The following is an 18,083-nucleotide window of genomic DNA, read 5'->3' on the forward strand; positions in this document are numbered from 1 at the left end:
GGCCCGGGGAGGGTCAGAGGCCTATTTCGCCTTGCCCAGGAATTCCTGGATTCGGCGGACACCTTCGGCGAGGTCGTCGTCGCCCAAAGCGTAGGAGAGCCGTACATACCCGGAAGGACCAAATGCTTCGCCCGGTACCACGGCAACTTCGACCTCATCGAGGATGAGTGCGGCAAGTTCCGCCGACGTCGCCGGCCGGACAGGGCCGTTGGAGGTCTCGAATTCCTTGCCCAGGAGGCCGCGCACGTCCGCGTAGACGTAAAAGGCGCCTGTCGGCGTCGGGCATTCAACACCGTCGATCTCGTTAAGTCCGGCGACGATTGCTTTTCGACGGCGGTCGAAGGCAACCTTCATCTCGTCGACGGCGGTCAACGGGCCGGTGAGGGCAGCGGCGGCAGCAACTTGCATGATGTTCGAGACGTTGGAGGTGGCGTGCGATTGCAGGTTGGTGGCGGCCTTGATGACGTCGGCCGGGCCGATCATCCAGCCCACCCGCCAGCCGGTCATGGCATAGGTTTTGGCAACACCGTTGAGGATGACTACCTTGTCACCGAGTTCCGGCGCCGCCGTCGCGATCGAGGTGAACTCAACGTCGTCGTACGTCAAGTGCTCATAGATTTCGTCAGTGACAACCCACAGGCCCTTGGACGCCGCCCACTTGCCGATCTCCGCCGTCTGCTCCGGGCTGTAGACGGCGCCGGTGGGGTTGGATGGCGAGACGAAGAGCAGGATCTTGGTCTTGTCGGTGACTGCGGCCTCCAGCTGCTCAACAGTGACCAGGTATCCCTGCTCAGGGCCGGCGAAGACCTCCACCGGTACACCGCCAGCCAACCGGATGGCTTCAGGGTAAGTGGTCCAGAACGGCGTCGGGATGATGACTTCATCGCCCGGATCCACCAGCGTGGCGAAGGTGTTGTACACCGCCTGCTTGCCGCCATTGGTCACCAGGACCTGGGACGGGTCAACCTGGTAGCCCGAGTCCCGGAAGGTCTTTTCGGCGATGGCCTTCTTCAGCTCCGGGAGACCGGCGGCGGGGGAGTACCGGTGGTACTTGGGCTGGCCCGCCGCTTCAATGGCAGCCTGCACGATGTAATCCGGGGTGGGGAAGTCGGGTTCACCGGCCCCGAAACCGATCACGGGACGTCCCGCGGCCTTGAGTGCTTTGGCCTTGGCATCAACGGCAAGGGTGGCGGACTCGGCAATGGCGGAAATTCGCTGTGAAATGCGGGCGGTAGTTGTTCCGGCAGACATCTATGTACCGTTCTTCGCAGGCAGCTCGTGGGCTGGATGATGGGATTCGACGTAAACTACCTTATGCTGTTCTGCGGCGCTCTCGCGTGCCTGCCGGACAATGTGACCAATTCCCGTGCTCACACTTGCCCAGCGACGTGCGGGAACTCTGAAGTGCGTCGGTTCGACTATCGCGAATTTCTTGCGTAGACTGATTCACCGGTGTTGAAAAGCATCACAGGCTGAAGTGCGGCCTGAAACATGGATTCGATCCATAGGGTAGTGGCGCAATTGGTAGCGCAGCGGTCTCCAAAACCGCAGGTTGCAGGTTCGAGTCCTGTCTGCCCTGCGCAAGGTGTTCCGGCGGAAACGCCGGGACACGCGCAGCAACCATGGCTCTGATCAGAGTCGGGTCAACGACTTTGCAAGGTGAGTGAGGACCAGGTGACCGAAACAGCTGCCAGCAGCTCAAAGGGCCGTCCCGCCAAGAAGGCCGATCGCGGCCTCTTCGCCCGAATTGCACTTTTCGTACGCCAGGTCATCGGCGAGCTGAAGAAGGTCGTTGCACCCACCCGCAAGGAACTGATCAACTACACGCTCGTGGTGCTGGTGTTCGTCGTCATCATGATGGTTGTCGTCACAATATTGGATCTGGCCTTCGGTACCGGAGTCAACTGGGTCTTCGGTGGTTCCGGCATCAAGGACCACTAGGCGGACGTGTCCGCAAACTGTGCCTCATCTCCGCAGTTCGGAGTAAGGCAGGGTTTGCGGAATTGAGCCATTTAAATAGGCATGTTAGGCAATGAGGAAGCAGGAGACCAAGTGTCTGAGCAGGAGCTCGAGGTAACTGAGACTGAGCTGGGTGCGTCCACTGAGGACACAGCCGACGCCACGGCTAACGCCGCGGGAGAGTCCGAGGTTGATTCCGCTGCGCCCGAATCTGCCGACGTCGACGCGTCCGAAGAGGACTTCGAGGCGGACGTCGACGGCGAATCGGATAACGAGTCAGATGACGAGGACACCGTCGGCGACGCCGGTGACGAGGACACTGCTGACAGTTCACTGGAAGCCGCTGCTGCTGCCGCACCGGCTGACCCGGCCGATGAATTCAAAGCCAAGCTGCGCCGCCAGGAGGGTGACTGGTACGTCATCCACTCCTACGCAGGTTACGAAAACCGCGTGAAGGCCAACCTCGAGACCCGCATCCAGACCTTGGACATGGAAGATTACATCTTCGAAATCCAGGTCCCCATGGAAGAAGTCGTTGAGATCAAGAACGCTCAGCGCAAGGTCATCAATCGCGTCCGCATTCCCGGCTACGTCCTGGTCCGCATGGACCTGACCGATGCTTCCTGGGGCGCGGTGCGCCACACGCCCGGTGTCACCGGCTTCGTGGGTAACGCCCACAACCCCGTTCCGCTGCGTCTGGATGAGGTCTTCTCCATGCTCGCCCCGGTCTTCGAAGAAGAGCAGGCAGAGCAGGGCAAGCCGGTCAACAAGCAGAACCAGGCTCCTGTCGCCGTCGACTTCGAGGTCGGCGAGTCGGTCATCGTCAAGGAAGGTCCCTTCGAGACCCTGCCGGCAACGATCTCCGAGATCAAGCCGGAATCCCAGACCCTCGTGGTACTGGTCTCGATCTTCGAGCGCGAAACACCGGTGACGCTCGCATTCAACCAGGTCACCAAGATCTAGTTGACTCCATATTTCGCTCCTGTCCTGCCTGCTTAGCAGTTCGGGAGCGGCCGGCCGCCTCGCCATGGCGGCCACCAACCTGGGACGCGCTCCTGTGCCCCAGGAAGCTATTGAGAGAAGGACCCTACATTGGCTCCCAAGAAGAAGGTCACCGGCCTCATCAAGCTGCAGATCCAGGCAGGTGCCGCTAACCCGGCTCCGCCGATCGGTCCTGCGCTTGGCCAGCACGGTGTCAACATCATGGAATTCTGCAAGGCGTACAACGCTGCAACGGAATCCCAGCGCGGAAACGTTATCCCCGTTGAAATCACGGTTTACGAAGACCGTTCCTTCACGTTCATCACCAAGACCCCGCCGGCTGCAGAGCTCATCAAGAAGGCTGCAGGCGTTGCCAAAGGTTCGGCTACCCCGCACACCGTCAAGGTTGCCAAGCTGACCCAGGCCCAGGTCGAAGAGATCGCTTCCACCAAGATGGAAGACCTCAACGCCAACGACATCAAGGCCGCCGCCCTGATCATCGCCGGCACCGCCCGCTCCATGGGTATCACCGTAGAGGGCTAGTCAGCCTTTGAAAGCCATCCATGGCTTTCAACCCGCCGGGCAACCGGCACCAAAAATCGAAATGTCGTCAGGATCCACGCCGGATCCACGACCGTGGCAGGGCCCAGCGCGGTCCGCAGACCACAACTGCACAAGGAGAAACAGCAGCATGGCAAAGCGCAGCAAAGCATATGAGGCAGCCGTAGCCAAGATCGAGGCAGACAAGGTCTACGCCCCGGTCGAGGCCATTAACCTCGCGAAGGAAACCAACCCTTCCAAGTTCGACGCAACCGTTGAGGTCGCTTTCCGTTTGGGCGTTGACCCCCGTAAGGCCGACCAGATGGTCCGTGGCACCGTCAACCTGCCGCACGGCACCGGTAAGACCGCCCGCGTCCTCGTTTTCGCAACCGGCGACAAGGCTGAAGCAGCAATCGCTGCCGGCGCCGACTTCGTTGGTTCCGATGACCTGATCGAAAAGATCGCCGGCGGCTGGACCGACTTCGACGCCGCAGTGGCAACCCCTGACCTCATGGGCAAGGTTGGCCGCCTCGGTAAGGTCCTCGGCCCCCGTAACCTCATGCCGAACCCGAAGACCGGCACGGTTACCCCGGATGTCACCAAGGCTGTCAACGACATCAAGGGCGGCAAGATCGACTTCCGCGTCGACAAGCACTCGAACCTGCACTTCATCATCGGCAAGGTTTCCTTCGACGCCAACAAGTTGGCCGAGAACTACGCGGCTGCACTGGAAGAGGTGCTTCGTTTGAAGCCGTCCGCTTCCAAGGGCCGCTACATCCAGAAGGCCACCGTTGCCACCACGTTCGGCCCGGGCATCACCGTTGACCCGAACGTCACCAAGGTTCTCGTCGAGGCGTAAGCATCGGGAGCACTGGCTCTGATAAAAGGACCGTCCGGCATAGCCGGGCGGTCCTTTTTCTTGCATTGGCTGTCCCCAACGGACGCACAGCCGTAGGCTGTGGTGCGTGTCGACGTCGAACTCTTCTGTCAATGGCGGCGTATCCGTACAGCGGATCCCGGTGCCGGATAGTCCCGCGACGCCCGGAGCGTCCGGCTTCCACGCGTTCCACGAGTTGACGGTGTCCCACGAGATGGAACTCTGGGGAAACCTGGACCGCTGCCCCACCTGGGCCGAAGCTGTCCTGTTCTGGCAGGGCAACGACTATGAGGAGCGGCACGTATACCTGGCGCGCATTGACGGTGTACCCGTGGGAGCCGGCACGCTGACGCTCCCGATCTCGGAGAATACGACGACGGCGGGTGTGGACGTCCTCATCCGGCCAGGTTACCGGCGGCGCGGCTTAGGCTCGTTGATCCTCGGTGTGCTGGAGCAAGCGGCCTACCACCGGGGCCGGGTTTCTTTTGATGCGTATTTCGGAGGGCCGATCGCGGCGGTGGAGGCAGGTTCCGATATTTTGGCGGCGAAATCCCGCTCTGGCGGCGTCCCCCGGTCTTGGGCAGCCACGTGTTTTGCCCTCCACCACGGTTATTCCTTGGAGCAAGTGGAGACCAGCAGCGTCCTTTCCCTTCCCATCCCGGCCGAGCGCCGCCTGGACGTCGAGTGGGACGCGTTGCGGCACGCATCGGGTTACAGCACTGTGACGTGGCATGACTCGTGCCCGGAAGCGCTAATAGGTGCGTTCGCCCGACTCAAAAGCCTCATGAGCACGGAGGTACCTGTCGCCGGCATGGGCTGGGAGGGCGAGCAATGGAATGCCGCCCGCGTCCGGCAGGAGGAAGCAACGTGGGACGCCAGCGGGCTCCGGTCCGTGGTGGCTGTTGCCCGGCATGATGCCACGGGCGAGTTGGCGGCGTACACGGCCATGACTCATCGTGACCAGACACCCGCCATGCTCTATCAAGAGGACACATTGGTGGCTCCGGAACACCGCGGGCACAGGCTGGGCATGCTCGTCAAGGTGGCGAATCTTCGTCAGGCCGCAGAGCGGTGGCCACACGCCACAGCCGTCTTGACATGGAACGCCACCGAAAACCAGCATATGCTGGCCATAAATATCGCCCTTGGATTCAAGCCTTCCGGGTTTGAAGGCGCATGGCAGAAACGGCTGGAATGACTGTAAACGACGCGCCGACCGTTCACATCGAGCAATTGTGGGTCCCGGATAACCTGGACAGCCCTGACGCCGTTGATTTCCTGGATGCGGTGGAAGTGGGCCGTCGGGTCCGAATGCAGACCTGGGGAAGCGATGACCTCGCTTACACACCACTTGAAAAGCTGCTCGAATTTTCCGATCCGTACGAGCGGCAGCTGATCCTGGTAGCGAAAATCGGCGGCGTCATTGTGGGCACGGTGGACATCGCTTTTCCCTTGGCGGACAACCAGGATCTTGCCGAGTTCACCTTGGACATCCTCCCTGAGGCCCAAGGGCGCGGCGTGGGGCGCCAACTCCTGGAAGCCGCAGAGGAACTGGCGCTGGCCGAGGGCAGGACCATGATCCTGGTGGACACAAACCACCCGGCAACCTCGCTGACAGAGGTGCCCGAGGATCAGCTGATACCCGGGAGCGGCGCCGGATTCATTCCGGTCAGCAGCAGGGAAGCGGACTTCGCCACGAGTGCTGGCTACACCTTGCAACACATCGAACAGTTCAGTTCCTGCGCGTTACCCCTTGATTCCAAGCTGGCGGCTGAACTTCAGCGGGAAGCGGAAGAAGCCAACTCGGGCCGGTACGCCCTCCACCACTGGACCGACAGGTGCCCTGAGAAATGGCTTGAAGCAGTAGCCGTGCTGGAGAACGCTGCCGGGGAGGTAGTCCATGACGGCGGGGAGGACGAGCCTGCAGCCGCGCTGGCAACCGGCATGGTCTTTGACGCAGCAGTGCTGCGTGAAACCGAAAACGCTGCGTTGGCGCAGGGCAGGCGCACGGTGGTTACCGCCGTCGAGCATCTTGCCACCGAGCGCATCGTGGGGCTGACCACCATCAGCGTGCTGGCGCACCGCCAGGACGTTGTCTTCCAGGACGATACCCTGGTCCTGCAAGAACACCGGGGCAATAAGCTCGGATTGCTGATCAAGGTATCCAACATGGAACGGCTTACGGAGCAGTTCCCGGACGCTCGCGTCATTTACACGTGGAATGCCCCCGAAAACCGGTACCTCCTGACGGTGAACAAGCAGTTGGGATTCACGACGGCGGGTGTCACCGGCTTGTGGCAAAAGGAGTTCCCGGCCCGAGGACCAAGGGTGTCCTCATCGGAGTAGTGCCGGGTCGATTTGGTTTGCCGGACAGTCTCCCGTAGCCTTGAAGTACCAAAGACCGTCGGTTGATGGGAATCCACTCTTTCGAGCACAGCTCAACTCTGCAGCCACGCCCCTGAGATCCAAGTGAATTCCTTGACGAAGGACCCTGAACATAGGGCGGCCGGCGCAGGTGAACGAAGCGAGTCTCCACGCATTGAGCGTGTTGAGCCAAGCCCCGTGCATCTGCGCGGGGCGTTTTTAGTTTTTGCTCTCGTGAGCGGGGACCCGGAAGACCGGCTTTTATCCCCGGAAGGAGGGTTATGACAACGCCTAGCAAGGTCTCCGCAGTTGCAGAGATCACCACCGATTTCCAGGAATCGAACGCGGCTGTCCTGACCGAATACCGCGGGCTCACTGTTGCACAGCTCAAGGAACTGCGTGTTGCGCTCGGCCAGGACACCAAGTTCTCGGTCGTCAAGAACACCCTGAGCGCCATTGCAGCCAAGGAAGCTGGAGTTGAAGCATTCAACGAGCAGCTTTCCGGCCCTACTGCAATCGCCTTCATCAAGGGTGACGCTGTTGCTGCTGCCAAGAGCCTGACGGACTTTGCCAAGGCCAACAAGCAGCTGGTTATCAAGACCGGTTACTTCGAGGGCAAGGCACTGGACGCAGAAGGTGTTGCCGCGCTGGCAGCCCTTGAGTCCCGCGAGCTGCAGCTTGCACGTGTTGCCGGTGTCCTCAAGGCTCCCGCATCCGCTGCCGCACGCATCATCGACGCCCTGCGCCTCAAGCTTGAAGAAGAGGGCGGCGCACCTGCGGCTGCCGCTGAAGAAGCTCCGGCCGCCGAGGCTGCTGAAGAGCCCGCTGCTGAAGAGGTTGCGGCTCCGGCCGAAGCCGCTGAAGCTGCACCCGTAGAGAACTAAGTTCTCTCCCAATCAAACTCTGGCGCATGGACTGGCTTAGCCGGATCTGCGCCAACTAATGGAAGGACGCCACCATGGCGAAGCTCAGCAACGAAGAGCTCATTGAAGCTTTCAAGGAACTGACCATCATCGAGCTCTCCGAGTTCGTCAAGCTCTTCGAAGAGACCTTCGAAGTTACCGCTGCTGCTGTTGCAGTTGCTGGCCCCGCTGCCGGTGCTGCTGAAGCTGTTGAAGAGAAGACCGACTTCGACGTCATTCTCGAAGCTGCTGGCGAAAAGAAGATCGCAGTGATCAAGGAAGTTCGCGCTATTACCTCCCTCGGCCTCAAGGAAGCCAAGGACCTGGTTGACAGTGCACCGAAGGCTGTTCTCGAAGGCGCCACCAAGGAAGCCGCAGAGAAGGCAAAGGCTCAGCTCGAAGAAGCTGGCGCCACCGTTACCCTCAAGTAACACCTCTTACGCAGGAAGCCCCGCCCGGTTCGCCGAGCGGGGCTTCCTGCGTTAAACCCCTAGTTGGGTTCGCTGATGTCCGCCACGATCGCCCCAAGCGCTGAGGTGAGCGCGTCTGCGTCCACGAAGGCGCTACGGCCGTGGGCGCCTGCCCCCATGGATATCCGGCGCCCCGTGATGGTGGCATCCGCGTAGACAGGCCACCGGGTGGTGCTTCCCAACGGTGTGATGGTCCCGCGTTCATAGCCCGTGGCAGCCAGGGCGACGTCGGCATGGGGGAGTGAGAGCTTGTTGACCCCCACAAGGGCCCTCAACTTTGGCCACGAGATCTGCCGATCACCCGGAATGAGCGCGAACAGAAAGCTACCGTCGCGGTGCTTCACCACCAACGATTTCACGATGTCGGCCGGGCTGATGCCCAGGATGCCCGCCGCCTCTTCCAAGCTGTTGGCAGCCGGACGCTCGACGACGTCGACGTCCAGCCCGCGCGCTGCGGCGTCAGCGAGGAACCTCTGTCCGCCGTCGTTCATGTCCTCCACGGTGTGGCCCATAAATACGGTGCCCCTTAGTCGCGGTAGAGGAGGAGAGCTTCGCCTTGGCCCCCGCCACCACATAGGGACACAGCAGCTTTGCCGGAACCCCTGCGTTTGAGTTCGTGCGCAGCGTGGAGGGCCAGTCGCGCGCCGGACGCACCAATGGGGTGGCCCAAGGCAATGGCCCCACCGTGGATGTTGCATTTCTCCAGCGGGTAGTTGAGGTCCTTCAACGACTGGACGGCAACGGAGCCGAAGGCCTCGTTGATTTCGATGAAATCCAAGTCTTCCGCGGTCCAACCGGCCTTCTTCAACGCTTGGGCAATGGCGTTGGAGGGTTGGGAGTGCAGGGAGTTGTCCGGGCCCGCAACCTGCCCCGGTTTGCCGACGACGGCCAAGTAGCCCAAACCGTTGTCCTCCGCGAAACGGCGACTCGTGAGCACCAGGGCGGAGGCGCCGTCGGACAGGGGAGAGGAGTTGCCCGCAGTGATGGTGCCGTCCGTCGCGAAGGCCGCCTTCAGCGGTGCCAGTGTTTCTACCGTTGTGTTCGGCCGGACTCCCTCGTCAGTTGCGAGGACCAGCGCGTCACCCTTGCGCTGCTTGACGCTGACGGGAGCAATTTCGACGTCGAAAGTTCCGTCCGCGATCGCAGCTGCGGCGCGCTGATGGGACGCAGCCGCCACGTGGTCCTGGGAAGCGCGGTCAATCCCCAGGGTGACGTTCTTGGATTCCGTGGACAGCCCCATCGACTGCCCGTCGAAGGCATCGGTAAGCCCGTCGTGGGCGGCGACGTCCAGGGCTTGGATGGAGCCGTAGGTCCAACCCTGCCGGGATCCGGGCAGGAGATGCGGAGCCCGGGTCATGGATTCCTGTCCGCCGGCCACCACCACAGTTGCATCGCCGCCGCGAATCATCCGCGCTGCGTCAATCACGGCGGTCAGGCCGGACAGGCAGACCTTGTTGATGGTGACAGCAGGGATGTTCCAACCCAAGCCAGCGGCGATCGCGCTCTGCCGGGCCGGGTTTTGACCGGCTCCGGCCTGCAGCACCTGCCCCATGATGACGGCGTCAACCTGTTCGGCCTTGACGCCGCTGGACTCGAGCGCCGCGGCGATGGCATGGGCGCCGAGATCGACGGCGGTGAAGGACGCGAGTTGCCCGTTGAGCCGACCCTGTGGGGTGCGGGAAGCGGCAAGGATGACAACATCGTTGTCGTCAGCGGAGGTGGTCATGATCTCTCTTCCGGTTGCAATGTGTAGCAAGGTTATCGCGGGGTGTGCGCTACCAGTTCAGCACCCTTCAACTACAACGGGAGTACTGTGCCTTGGATTCCCGACTGCCCGGTTCATAGGTACCCGGATTCTCAAGATTGGAACCATGCCGGACAGCAGGATTGGTGCTTGCATTCCCAAGCGATCTGGGGTAGACAGGAAGGCTGCTTTGCCGTATTGTAGATATTTGCGTCTTCCCTGTTAACCTTCAGCCTTCATATAGCGGTGGGCTTTACCTCTCAGCTGCGCCATTGACGTGCCGTTCCTAACGTGCACTTTAGCGGGCAGCCTGGGTCCGGGTCATATAGCGGAACCGGAATAAGTGTCCTGCGGAGCATTCTGCCGGATGCAAACGGGGGAGATCTGAAAACGCCTGAAGGTCTGTGGAAGGATCCCTCTTGGTCGCCTCGAGCACCTCTAATAACGAAACCGCTAACACGGCAAGCACCGATGGTGCCACCCGCCGCCTCTCATTTGCAAAGATTCACGAACCTTTGGATGTTCCGAATCTTCTCGCCCTGCAGACTGACAGCTTTGACTGGCTTGTCGGAAACGAACGCTGGCAGGCGCGGGTAGCAAAGGCTGTCGAGGAGGGCGACCTCAGCGTCGCCACCACCTCCGGACTTGCCGATATCTTCGAAGAGATCTCCCCCATCGAGGACTTCCAGGGCACTATGTCCTTGAGCTTCTCCGAGCCGGAGTTCGCTGACCCGAAGTACACCATGGCCGAATGCAAAGACCGTGATGCCACGTACTCGGCACCCTTGTACGTCAAGGCCGAGTTCATGAACAACAACACGGGCGAAATCAAGCAGCAGACCGTGTTCATGGGCGACTTCCCGCTGATGACCGAAAAGGGAACGTTCGTTGTCAACGGCACCGAGCGTGTCGTCGTCTCCCAGCTGGTCCGCTCGCCGGGCGCGTACTTTGAGCGCACCGCGGACAAGACCAGTGACAAGGACATCTTCACTGCGAAGATCATCCCGTCCCGTGGCGCATGGTTCGAACTCGAAATCGACAAGCGCGACCAGGTCGGCGTTCGCCTCGACCGCAAGCGCAAGCAGTCGGTGACGGTCCTGCTGAAGGCCCTCGGTTGGACCGAAGGCCAGATCCTGGAAGAGTTCGGCCAGTACGACTCCATGCGCGCAACGCTGGAGAAGGACGCCACCGAGACCCGTGAAGACGCCCTCCTGGACATCTACCGCAAGCTGCGCCCGGGCGAGCCGCCCACAGTCGAGGCTGCCCAGTCCCTGCTGGACAACCTGTACTTCAACGCCAAGCGCTACGATCTGGCCAAGGTCGGCCGCTACAAGATCAACCGCAAGCTTGGTATCGATCGCTCCCTTGGTGACAAGGAAGCTTCGGTCCTGCATGTTGAAGACATCGTTGCCATGATCAAGTTCCTCGTTGCGCTTCACGCCGGCGAGAAGACCCTCATGGGCAAGCGGGACGGCCAGGACCACGAGCTCCGCGTCGAGATCGATGACATCGACCACTTCGGCAACCGTCGCATCCGCGCCGTTGGCGAGCTGATCGAGAACCAGGTCCGCACCGGTCTTTCCCGCATGGAGCGCGTCGTCCGCGAACGCATGACCACGCAGGACGTCGAGGCCATCACGCCGCAGACGCTGATCAACATCCGTCCCGTCGTGGCAGCCATCAAGGAGTTCTTCGGAACTTCGCAGCTGTCGCAGTTCATGGACCAGAACAACCCGCTGTCGGGTTTGACCCACAAGCGCCGTCTGTCGGCACTTGGCCCGGGTGGTCTGTCCCGTGACCGTGCCGGCATGGAAGTTCGAGACGTTCACCCGTCCCACTACGGACGTATGTGCCCCATCGAAACCCCTGAAGGCCCGAACATCGGCCTGATTGGTTCGCTGGCTTCCTACGGTCGCATCAACCCGTTCGGTTTCATTGAGACGCCGTACCGTTTGGTGTCCGAAGGCGTTGTCTCGGACGAGGTCCAGTACCTGACCGCCGACGACGAAGCTGAAGTTTTGATCGCACAGGCCAACGCTCCCTTGGATGCTGACAAGAAGTTCTCGGAAGAGACCGTCCTTGTCCGTGCCCGCGGTGGTGGAGGCGAGCCCGTCCTGGTTCCCGCAGGCGAGGTCCAGTTCATGGACGTTTCCCCGCGCCAGATGGTGTCCGTGGCAACGGCGCTTATTCCGTTCCTTGAGCATGACGATGCAAACCGCGCACTCATGGGTGCCAACATGCAGCGCCAGGCCGTGCCGCTGGTCCGTTCCGAGGCTCCTTTCGTGGGCACCGGCATGGAGCGCGCAGCCGCCGTCGACGCCGGTGACGTTGTCATAGCGAAGAAGGCCGGTGTGGTCACCGAGGTTTCCGCCGAGCTCGTTGTCATGATCAATGACGACGGCACGGAGACCAACTACCGCATCAACAAGTTCGCCCGCTCCAACCAGGGCAACTGCTACAACCACCGCGTCCTGGTCAACGAAGGCCAGCGCCTGGAAGTTGGCGGCATCATCGCTGACGGTCCCGCAACGGACCAGGGTGAGCTTGCCCTCGGTAAGAACCTGCTCGTGGCATTCATGTCATGGGAAGGCCACAACTTCGAGGACGCCATCATCCTGTCCCAGCGCATAGTTGCTGAGGACGTCCTTTCCTCCATCCACATCGAGGAGCACGAAATTGATGCCCGCGACACCAAGCTTGGTGCCGAGGAAATCACCCGTGACATCCCCAACGTGTCCGAGGAAGTCCTGGCGGGCTTGGACGAACGCGGCATCATCCACATCGGTGCAGAGGTTGAAGCAGGCGACATCCTGGTGGGTAAGGTCACCCCCAAGGGTGAAACCGAACTCACCCCGGAAGAGCGTCTCCTCCGTGCAATCTTCGGTGAGAAGTCCCGCGAAGTGCGCGACACCTCGTTGAAGGTTCCCCACGGTGAGTCCGGCACGGTCATCGGCGTTCGCGTCTTCGACCGCGACAATGACGACGAACTGCCCCCGGGCGTGAACCAGCTGGTCCGCGTCTACGTTGCAGCCAAGCGTAAGATCACCGACGGCGACAAGCTCGCCGGCCGCCACGGCAACAAGGGTGTTATTTCCAAGATCCTTCCGATCGAGGACATGCCCTTCCTTGCAGACGGTACCCCGGTGGACATCGTCCTGAACCCGCTTGGTGTTCCGGGTCGAATGAACGTTGGCCAGGTCTTGGAAACCCACCTCGGTTGGGTTGCCAAGACCGGTTGGAAGATCGAAGGCGAGCCGGAGTGGGTCAAGAACCTGCCCAACCTGCCCCGTGAAACCGGCCAGACCACCGTTGCCACCCCGGTGTTCGATGGCGCCCGTGAAGAAGAAATCACCGGCCTGCTCGACTCCACCAACGTCACTCGCGACGGCGACCGCCTGATCGATTCCTCCGGCAAGACCCGTCTGTTCGACGGCCGCTCCGGCGAGCCGTTCCCGGACCCGATCTCCGTCGGTTACATGTACATCCTGAAGCTCCACCACTTGGTGGACGACAAGATCCACGCGCGCTCCACCGGCCCGTACTCCATGATCACGCAGCAGCCGCTGGGTGGTAAGGCTCAGTTCGGTGGCCAGCGCTTCGGTGAAATGGAAGTGTGGGCGCTCGAAGCTTACGGTGCCGCTTACACGCTTCAGGAACTCCTCACGATCAAGTCTGATGACATCCATGGTCGTGTGAAGGTCTACGAAGCCATCGTCAAGGGCGAGAACATCCCTGAGCCTGGCGTTCCCGAGTCCTTCAAGGTCTTGATCAAGGAAATGCAGTCGTTGTGCCTGAACGTGGAAGTTCTTTCCACCGACGGAACCACGATCGAAATGCGTGACTCTGATGACGCAGTCTTCACGGCTGCGGAAGAACTGGGCATCGATCTGTCTCGTGCAGAGCCCAGTTCCGTAGAAGAGGTTTAGCAGCTATTCCGTCGGGCAGTCGTTCAGCACTGCCCGACGGAACAGCTCCCTCTTCCCGTAACCAAGACTTCAGAATTTAGAGAACAAGAGAGAACAGGGACCATATGTCCAGCGAATCCTCCTTCGGCCTCATGCAGATCGGCCTTGCCACCGCGGAAGACATCCGCGGCTGGTCTTACGGCGAGGTCAAGAAGCCGGAAACCATCAACTACCGCACGCTCAAGCCCGAGAAGGACGGCCTCTTCTGCGAGAAGATCTTCGGCCCGTCGCGGGACTGGGAATGCTACTGCGGTAAGTACAAGCGCGTCCGCTTCAAGGGCATCATCTGCGAGCGTTGTGGCGTTGAAGTTACCCGCGCCAAGGTACGCCGTGAGCGGATGGGCCACATCGAACTGGCTGCGCCCGTAACCCACATCTGGTACTTCAAGGGCGTTCCTTCGCGCTTGGGCTACCTGTTGGACCTGGCACCGAAGGACCTTGAGAAGGTCATTTACTTCGCTGCCTACATGATCACCAGCGTTGACACCGAAGCACGTCACGCCGAACTGCCGAACCTCCAGGTTGAGCACGACCTCGAGAAGAAGCAGATGGTGGACAACCGCGACAGCGACATCGCCACGATCGCCCGTGACCTTGAAGACGAGCTTGCCCGTCTTGAAGGTGAAGGTGCCAAGGCTGCCGACAAGAAGAAGGCCCGCGACTCGGCCGACCGCCAGATGGCGAACGTCCGCAAGCGTGCCGACGCCGATATCGAGCGCCTTGAGCAGGTCTGGGACCGTTTCAAGAACCTCAAGGTCGCTGACCTCGAGGGCGACGAAGGTCTCTACCGCGAACTGCGCGACCGTTACGGTCTGTACTTCGAGGGCTCCATGGGTGCCGAGGCCATCAAGAAGCGTCTTGAGACCTTCGACATGCAGGCTGAGGCTGAGTCACTGCGCGACACCATCCAGAACGGCAAGGGCCAGCGCAAGACCCGCGCCCTGAAGCGCCTGAAGGTTGTCAACGCATTCCTGACCACCAACAACAGCCCGCTCGGCATGGTACTTGACGCCGTCCCGGTGATCCCGCCGGAACTGCGCCCCATGGTCCAGTTGGATGGTGGCCGCTTCGCGACCTCCGACCTCAACGACCTCTACCGTCGCGTGATCAACCGCAACAACCGACTCAAGCGTTTGCTTGACCTGGGTGCTCCGGAGATCATCGTCAACAACGAGAAGCGCATGCTTCAGGAAGCTGTTGACAGCCTCTTTGACAACGGTCGTCGTGGCCGTCCGGTCACGGGTCCGGGCAACCGTCCGCTGAAGTCCCTGAGCGACATGCTCAAGGGCAAGCAGGGACGATTCCGCCAGAACCTCCTCGGCAAGCGCGTTGACTACTCCGGCCGTTCGGTCATCGTCGTCGGCCCGCAGTTGAAGCTGCACCAGTGTGGCCTGCCGAAGCAGATGGCCTTGGAGCTCTTCAAGCCGTTCGTGATGAAGCGCTTGGTTGACCTCAACCACGCCCAGAACATCAAGTCGGCCAAGCGCATGGTGGAGCGTTACCGTCCGCAGGTTTGGGACGTGCTCGAAGAGATCATCACCGAACACCCGGTGCTGCTCAACCGTGCACCTACCCTGCACCGCCTCGGCATCCAGGCCTTCGAACCCCAGCTTGTGGAAGGCAAGGCAATCCAGCTTCACCCGCTGGTTTGTGGCGCCTTCAACGCTGACTTCGACGGCGACCAGATGGCAGTCCACCTGCCGCTGAGCCCGGAAGCCCAGGCAGAAGCCCGCATCCTGATGCTGTCCTCGAACAACATCCTGAAGCCGTCCGATGGCCGCCCGGTGACCCTTCCTTCGCAGGATATGATCATCGGCCTGTACCACCTGACCACCAAGCGCGTCGGTTCTGCCGGCGAGGGCCGTATCTTCTCCTCGGTTTCGGAAGCGATCATGGCGTACGACGCCCGTGACCTGCACCTGAACTCCCAGGTCAAGATCCGTCTCGACGACTTCGTGCCGTACGCGGGTTGGGAAGCTCCGGAAGGCTGGGAGCCCGGTCAGCCGGCGCTTGTCCAGACCTCCTTGGGCCAGGTCATCTTCAACCAGACGCTGCCCGAGGACTACCCCTGGGTTGAGGCTGTTGCCGACAAGGGCGAACTGTCCCGGATCGTCAACGACCTCGCGGAGCGCTACCCGAAGGTGGTTACGGCTGCAACGCTGGACAACCTGAAGGATGCCGGTTTCTACTGGGCAACCCGCTCGGGAGTCACCGTTGCTATCTCGGACATCGAGGTTCCCAAGGACAAGCCTGCCATCCTGGCCGGGTACGAGAACATGGCTGCCAAGATCCAGGGCCAGTACGACAAGGGCCTGATCGACGACGACGAGCGTCGCCAGGAACTGATCGAAATCTGGAACAAGGCAACCAACGAGATCGCCCAGGCAATGCGCGACAGCCTGTCTCCGATGAACACCATCAACCGCATGGTGTCCTCCGGTGCACGTGGTAACTGGATGCAGGTTCGCCAGATTGCGGGTATCCGTGGTCTTGTGGCCAACCCGAAGGGTGAGATCATCCCGCGCCCCATCAAGTCCTCTTACCGTGAGGGCCTGTCGGTGCTGGAATACTTCATCGCTACGCACGGTGCCCGTAAGGGTCTTGCCGATACCGCACTGCGTACCGCCAACTCGGGTTACCTGACCCGTCGTTTGGTGGACGTTTCACAGGACGTCATCGTCCGTGAAGAGGACTGCGGTACCGAGCGCGGCTTGGTTACCCCGATCGCCGTGCCGGACTCCAACGGTGAGCTCGTCCTGGACGAGAACGTCGAGAACAGCGCCTACGCACGTACGCTGGCTGTCGACGTCGTCGATGCCCAGGGCAATGTCCTGGCAGCAGGCGGAACCGACTGCGGCGACGTCGTCATCGACCAGCTGCTGGCCGCGGGCATCACTGAGGTCAAGGTCCGTTCGGTGCTCACTTGTGAGTCCAAGGTCGGTACGTGTGCCCTGTGCTACGGCCGTTCATTGGCGACGGGTAAGACCGTGGACATCGGTGAGGCCGTGGGCATCATCGCCGCACAGTCCATCGGTGAGCCCGGTACCCAGCTGACCATGCGTACGTTCCACACCGGTGGTGCTGTCTCTGCCGGTGGTGGCGATGACATCACCCAGGGTCTGCCCCGTATCCAGGAGCTCTTCGAAGCCCGTACTCCCAAGGGTGTTGCCCCGATTGCTGAAGCAGCCGGTCGTATCACCATCGAAGAGTCCGAGCGTCAGATGCGGTTGGTCATCACTCCGGACGATGGCTCCGAAGAGATTGCCTACCCGGTGCTGCGCCGTTCACGTCTCCTCATCGAGGATGGCGATCACGTCAGCGTCGGCCAGAAGCTGATAAACGGTCCTGTGGACCCGAAGCAGGTTCTGCGCATCATGGGTCCGCGTGCTGCACAGAAGTTCCTCGTGGACGAAGTGCAGGGCGTTTACCGCAGCCAGGGTATTGGTATCCACGACAAGCACGTCGAGGTTATCGTCCGCCAGATGCTGCGTCGGGTAACCGTCATCGAATCCGGCGACTCCGACCTGCTCCCCGGCGAGCTGGCAGAGCGCTCACGCTTCGAAGATGAGAACCGTCGCGTAGTGTCCGAGGGCAAGGCACCGGCTTCCGGTCGCCCGGAGCTCATGGGTATCACCAAGGCTTCCTTGGCTACCGAGTCCTGGCTGTCGGCGGCTTCCTTCCAGGAGACCACCCGCGTCCTGACGCAGGCGGCCATGGAAGGCAAGAGCGATCCCTTGCTCGGCCTCAAGGAAAACGTCATCATCGGTAAGCTCATCCCGGCCGGAACGGGCTTGCCCCGTTACACCGAGGTCACTGTGGAGCCGACGGAAGAAGCAAAGGCCAGCCTGTTCACGGGCCCCAGCGCTTTCACCGACTTCTCCTATGACGCCCTCGGGGGAGACGGTGCTCCTGAGTTCCACGCCATCCCGTTGGATGACTACGATCTCGGCAACGACTTCCGCTGAAATTAGTCGGCAGTAGTTAGCGATTGAAGGTCAGGCCCCGCACTTTCAGAGTGCGGGGCCTGACCCATTAAGTGCGGGCCTGGCCCGTCAGGGGAGGCGCGTGCCGCCGTCGAACTCCTATACACCCGATTAAGGCGCCGGAGCAAGCCGTGCTAGACTTTTGTTAATTGTTCTGTGTGGCAGTGGATGAAGGCCGCCGCAGCATCATTTTGGTTTTGTTCTCATGGTGCTGGGTGGAGTCTGTTTCCGGGTTGCGGGCAACATGCGCAACGAATGCCGCACTTTTGCACGCCTACCGGAGTTTCGGCCGGCCGCA

Annotated in this window: 13 protein-coding genes and 1 tRNA gene; 11 read left to right on the plus strand and 3 right to left on the minus strand. The window is 61.3% G+C overall.

The window, feature by feature from the left end:
- Nucleotides 1-21: 21 nt before the first annotated feature.
- Nucleotides 22-1,251, minus strand: a complete 1,230-nt coding sequence (locus tag SB659_RS00300) for a pyridoxal phosphate-dependent aminotransferase (RefSeq protein ID WP_284976352.1) — start codon at nucleotides 1,249-1,251, stop codon at nucleotides 22-24.
- A 255-nt stretch (nucleotides 1,252-1,506) separates the two neighbouring features.
- Here SB659_RS00300 and SB659_RS00305 point away from each other — a divergent pair.
- From SB659_RS00305 to rplL, 9 genes are all read left to right on the plus strand, one after another.
- Nucleotides 1,507-1,579: transfer RNA gene (locus SB659_RS00305), tRNA-Trp, on the plus strand.
- 80 nt (nucleotides 1,580-1,659) lie between these two features.
- Complete coding sequence (gene secE, locus SB659_RS00310; RefSeq protein ID WP_284976353.1) at nucleotides 1,660-1,941, plus strand: preprotein translocase subunit SecE; 282 nt, start codon at nucleotides 1,660-1,662, stop codon at nucleotides 1,939-1,941.
- Nucleotides 1,942-2,052: 111 nt separating this feature from the next.
- Entirely contained in the window at nucleotides 2,053-2,922 is an 870-nt protein-coding gene (nusG, locus tag SB659_RS00315; protein ID WP_410549169.1) for a transcription termination/antitermination protein NusG, read from the plus strand.
- Between the two features lie 129 nt (nucleotides 2,923-3,051).
- Nucleotides 3,052-3,483, plus strand: coding sequence for a 50S ribosomal protein L11 (rplK, locus tag SB659_RS00320; RefSeq protein ID WP_011775609.1), 432 nt, complete (start codon nucleotides 3,052-3,054; stop codon nucleotides 3,481-3,483).
- 148 nt (nucleotides 3,484-3,631) lie between these two features.
- Nucleotides 3,632-4,339 carry a 50S ribosomal protein L1 gene (gene rplA / locus SB659_RS00325; RefSeq protein ID WP_284976355.1) on the plus strand — a complete coding sequence of 236 codons (708 nt, stop codon included), beginning with the start codon at nucleotides 3,632-3,634 and terminating at the stop codon, nucleotides 4,337-4,339.
- 106 nt (nucleotides 4,340-4,445) lie between these two features.
- Nucleotides 4,446-5,555 carry a GNAT family N-acetyltransferase gene (locus SB659_RS00330; protein ID WP_410549170.1) on the plus strand — a complete coding sequence of 370 codons (1,110 nt, stop codon included), beginning with the start codon at nucleotides 4,446-4,448 and terminating at the stop codon, nucleotides 5,553-5,555.
- Nucleotides 5,534-6,703: a GNAT family N-acetyltransferase gene (locus tag SB659_RS00335; RefSeq protein WP_410549171.1), complete on the plus strand. Its 1,170-nt coding sequence runs from the start codon at nucleotides 5,534-5,536 to the stop codon at nucleotides 6,701-6,703. Before SB659_RS00330 ends, SB659_RS00335 begins: the two co-directional genes overlap by 22 nt.
- A gap of 299 nt (nucleotides 6,704-7,002) precedes the next feature.
- On the plus strand, nucleotides 7,003-7,605 hold the full coding sequence (gene rplJ / locus SB659_RS00340; protein ID WP_410549172.1) for a 50S ribosomal protein L10: 603 nt from the start codon (nucleotides 7,003-7,005) through the stop codon (nucleotides 7,603-7,605).
- A 74-nt stretch (nucleotides 7,606-7,679) separates the two neighbouring features.
- Nucleotides 7,680-8,054 carry a 50S ribosomal protein L7/L12 gene (gene rplL / locus SB659_RS00345; protein WP_284976359.1) on the plus strand — a complete coding sequence of 125 codons (375 nt, stop codon included), beginning with the start codon at nucleotides 7,680-7,682 and terminating at the stop codon, nucleotides 8,052-8,054.
- A gap of 59 nt (nucleotides 8,055-8,113) precedes the next feature.
- On the opposite strand, the gene SB659_RS00350 is transcribed toward rplL, so the two are convergent.
- A complete protein-coding gene (locus SB659_RS00350; RefSeq protein ID WP_410549173.1) occupies nucleotides 8,114-8,605 on the minus strand; it encodes an aminoacyl-tRNA deacylase in 492 nt (163 codons plus the stop codon).
- A 14-nt stretch (nucleotides 8,606-8,619) separates the two neighbouring features.
- On the minus strand, nucleotides 8,620-9,819 hold the full coding sequence (locus tag SB659_RS00355) for an acetyl-CoA C-acetyltransferase (protein ID WP_284979028.1): 1,200 nt from the start codon (nucleotides 9,817-9,819) through the stop codon (nucleotides 8,620-8,622).
- A 437-nt stretch (nucleotides 9,820-10,256) separates the two neighbouring features.
- Between SB659_RS00355 and rpoB the strand changes: the two genes are divergently transcribed.
- Together rpoB and SB659_RS00365 are read left to right on the plus strand one after the other, a co-directional pair.
- Entirely contained in the window at nucleotides 10,257-13,763 is a 3,507-nt protein-coding gene (rpoB, locus tag SB659_RS00360) for a DNA-directed RNA polymerase subunit beta (RefSeq protein ID WP_284976361.1), read from the plus strand.
- Between the two features lie 104 nt (nucleotides 13,764-13,867).
- Nucleotides 13,868-17,767, plus strand: a complete 3,900-nt coding sequence (locus SB659_RS00365; RefSeq protein WP_284979027.1) for a DNA-directed RNA polymerase subunit beta' — start codon at nucleotides 13,868-13,870, stop codon at nucleotides 17,765-17,767.
- The last annotated feature ends 316 nt before the right edge of the window (nucleotides 17,768-18,083 follow it).

Source organism: Arthrobacter sp. SIMBA_036 (assembly GCF_046535135.1).
GTDB lineage: Bacteria > Actinomycetota > Actinomycetes > Actinomycetales > Micrococcaceae > Arthrobacter.

Excerpts from the sequence above, each read along its gene's own strand:
- SB659_RS00300 (WP_284976352.1), bottom strand. The coding sequence starts at position 1,251 with ATGTCTGCCGGAACAACTACCGCCCGCATTTCACAGCGAATTTCCGCC.
- rplA (WP_284976355.1), top strand. The coding sequence starts at position 3,632 with ATGGCAAAGCGCAGCAAAGCATATGAGGCAGCCGTAGCCAAGATCGAG.
- SB659_RS00335 (WP_410549171.1), top strand. The coding sequence starts at position 5,534 with ATGGCAGAAACGGCTGGAATGACTGTAAACGACGCGCCGACCGTTCAC.
- rplJ (WP_410549172.1), top strand. The coding sequence starts at position 7,003 with ATGACAACGCCTAGCAAGGTCTCCGCAGTTGCAGAGATCACCACCGAT.
- rplL (WP_284976359.1), top strand. The coding sequence starts at position 7,680 with ATGGCGAAGCTCAGCAACGAAGAGCTCATTGAAGCTTTCAAGGAACTG.
- SB659_RS00350 (WP_410549173.1), bottom strand. The coding sequence starts at position 8,605 with ATGGGCCACACCGTGGAGGACATGAACGACGGCGGACAGAGGTTCCTC.
- SB659_RS00355 (WP_284979028.1), bottom strand. The coding sequence starts at position 9,819 with ATGACCACCTCCGCTGACGACAACGATGTTGTCATCCTTGCCGCTTCC.
- SB659_RS00365 (WP_284979027.1), top strand. The coding sequence starts at position 13,868 with ATGTCCAGCGAATCCTCCTTCGGCCTCATGCAGATCGGCCTTGCCACC.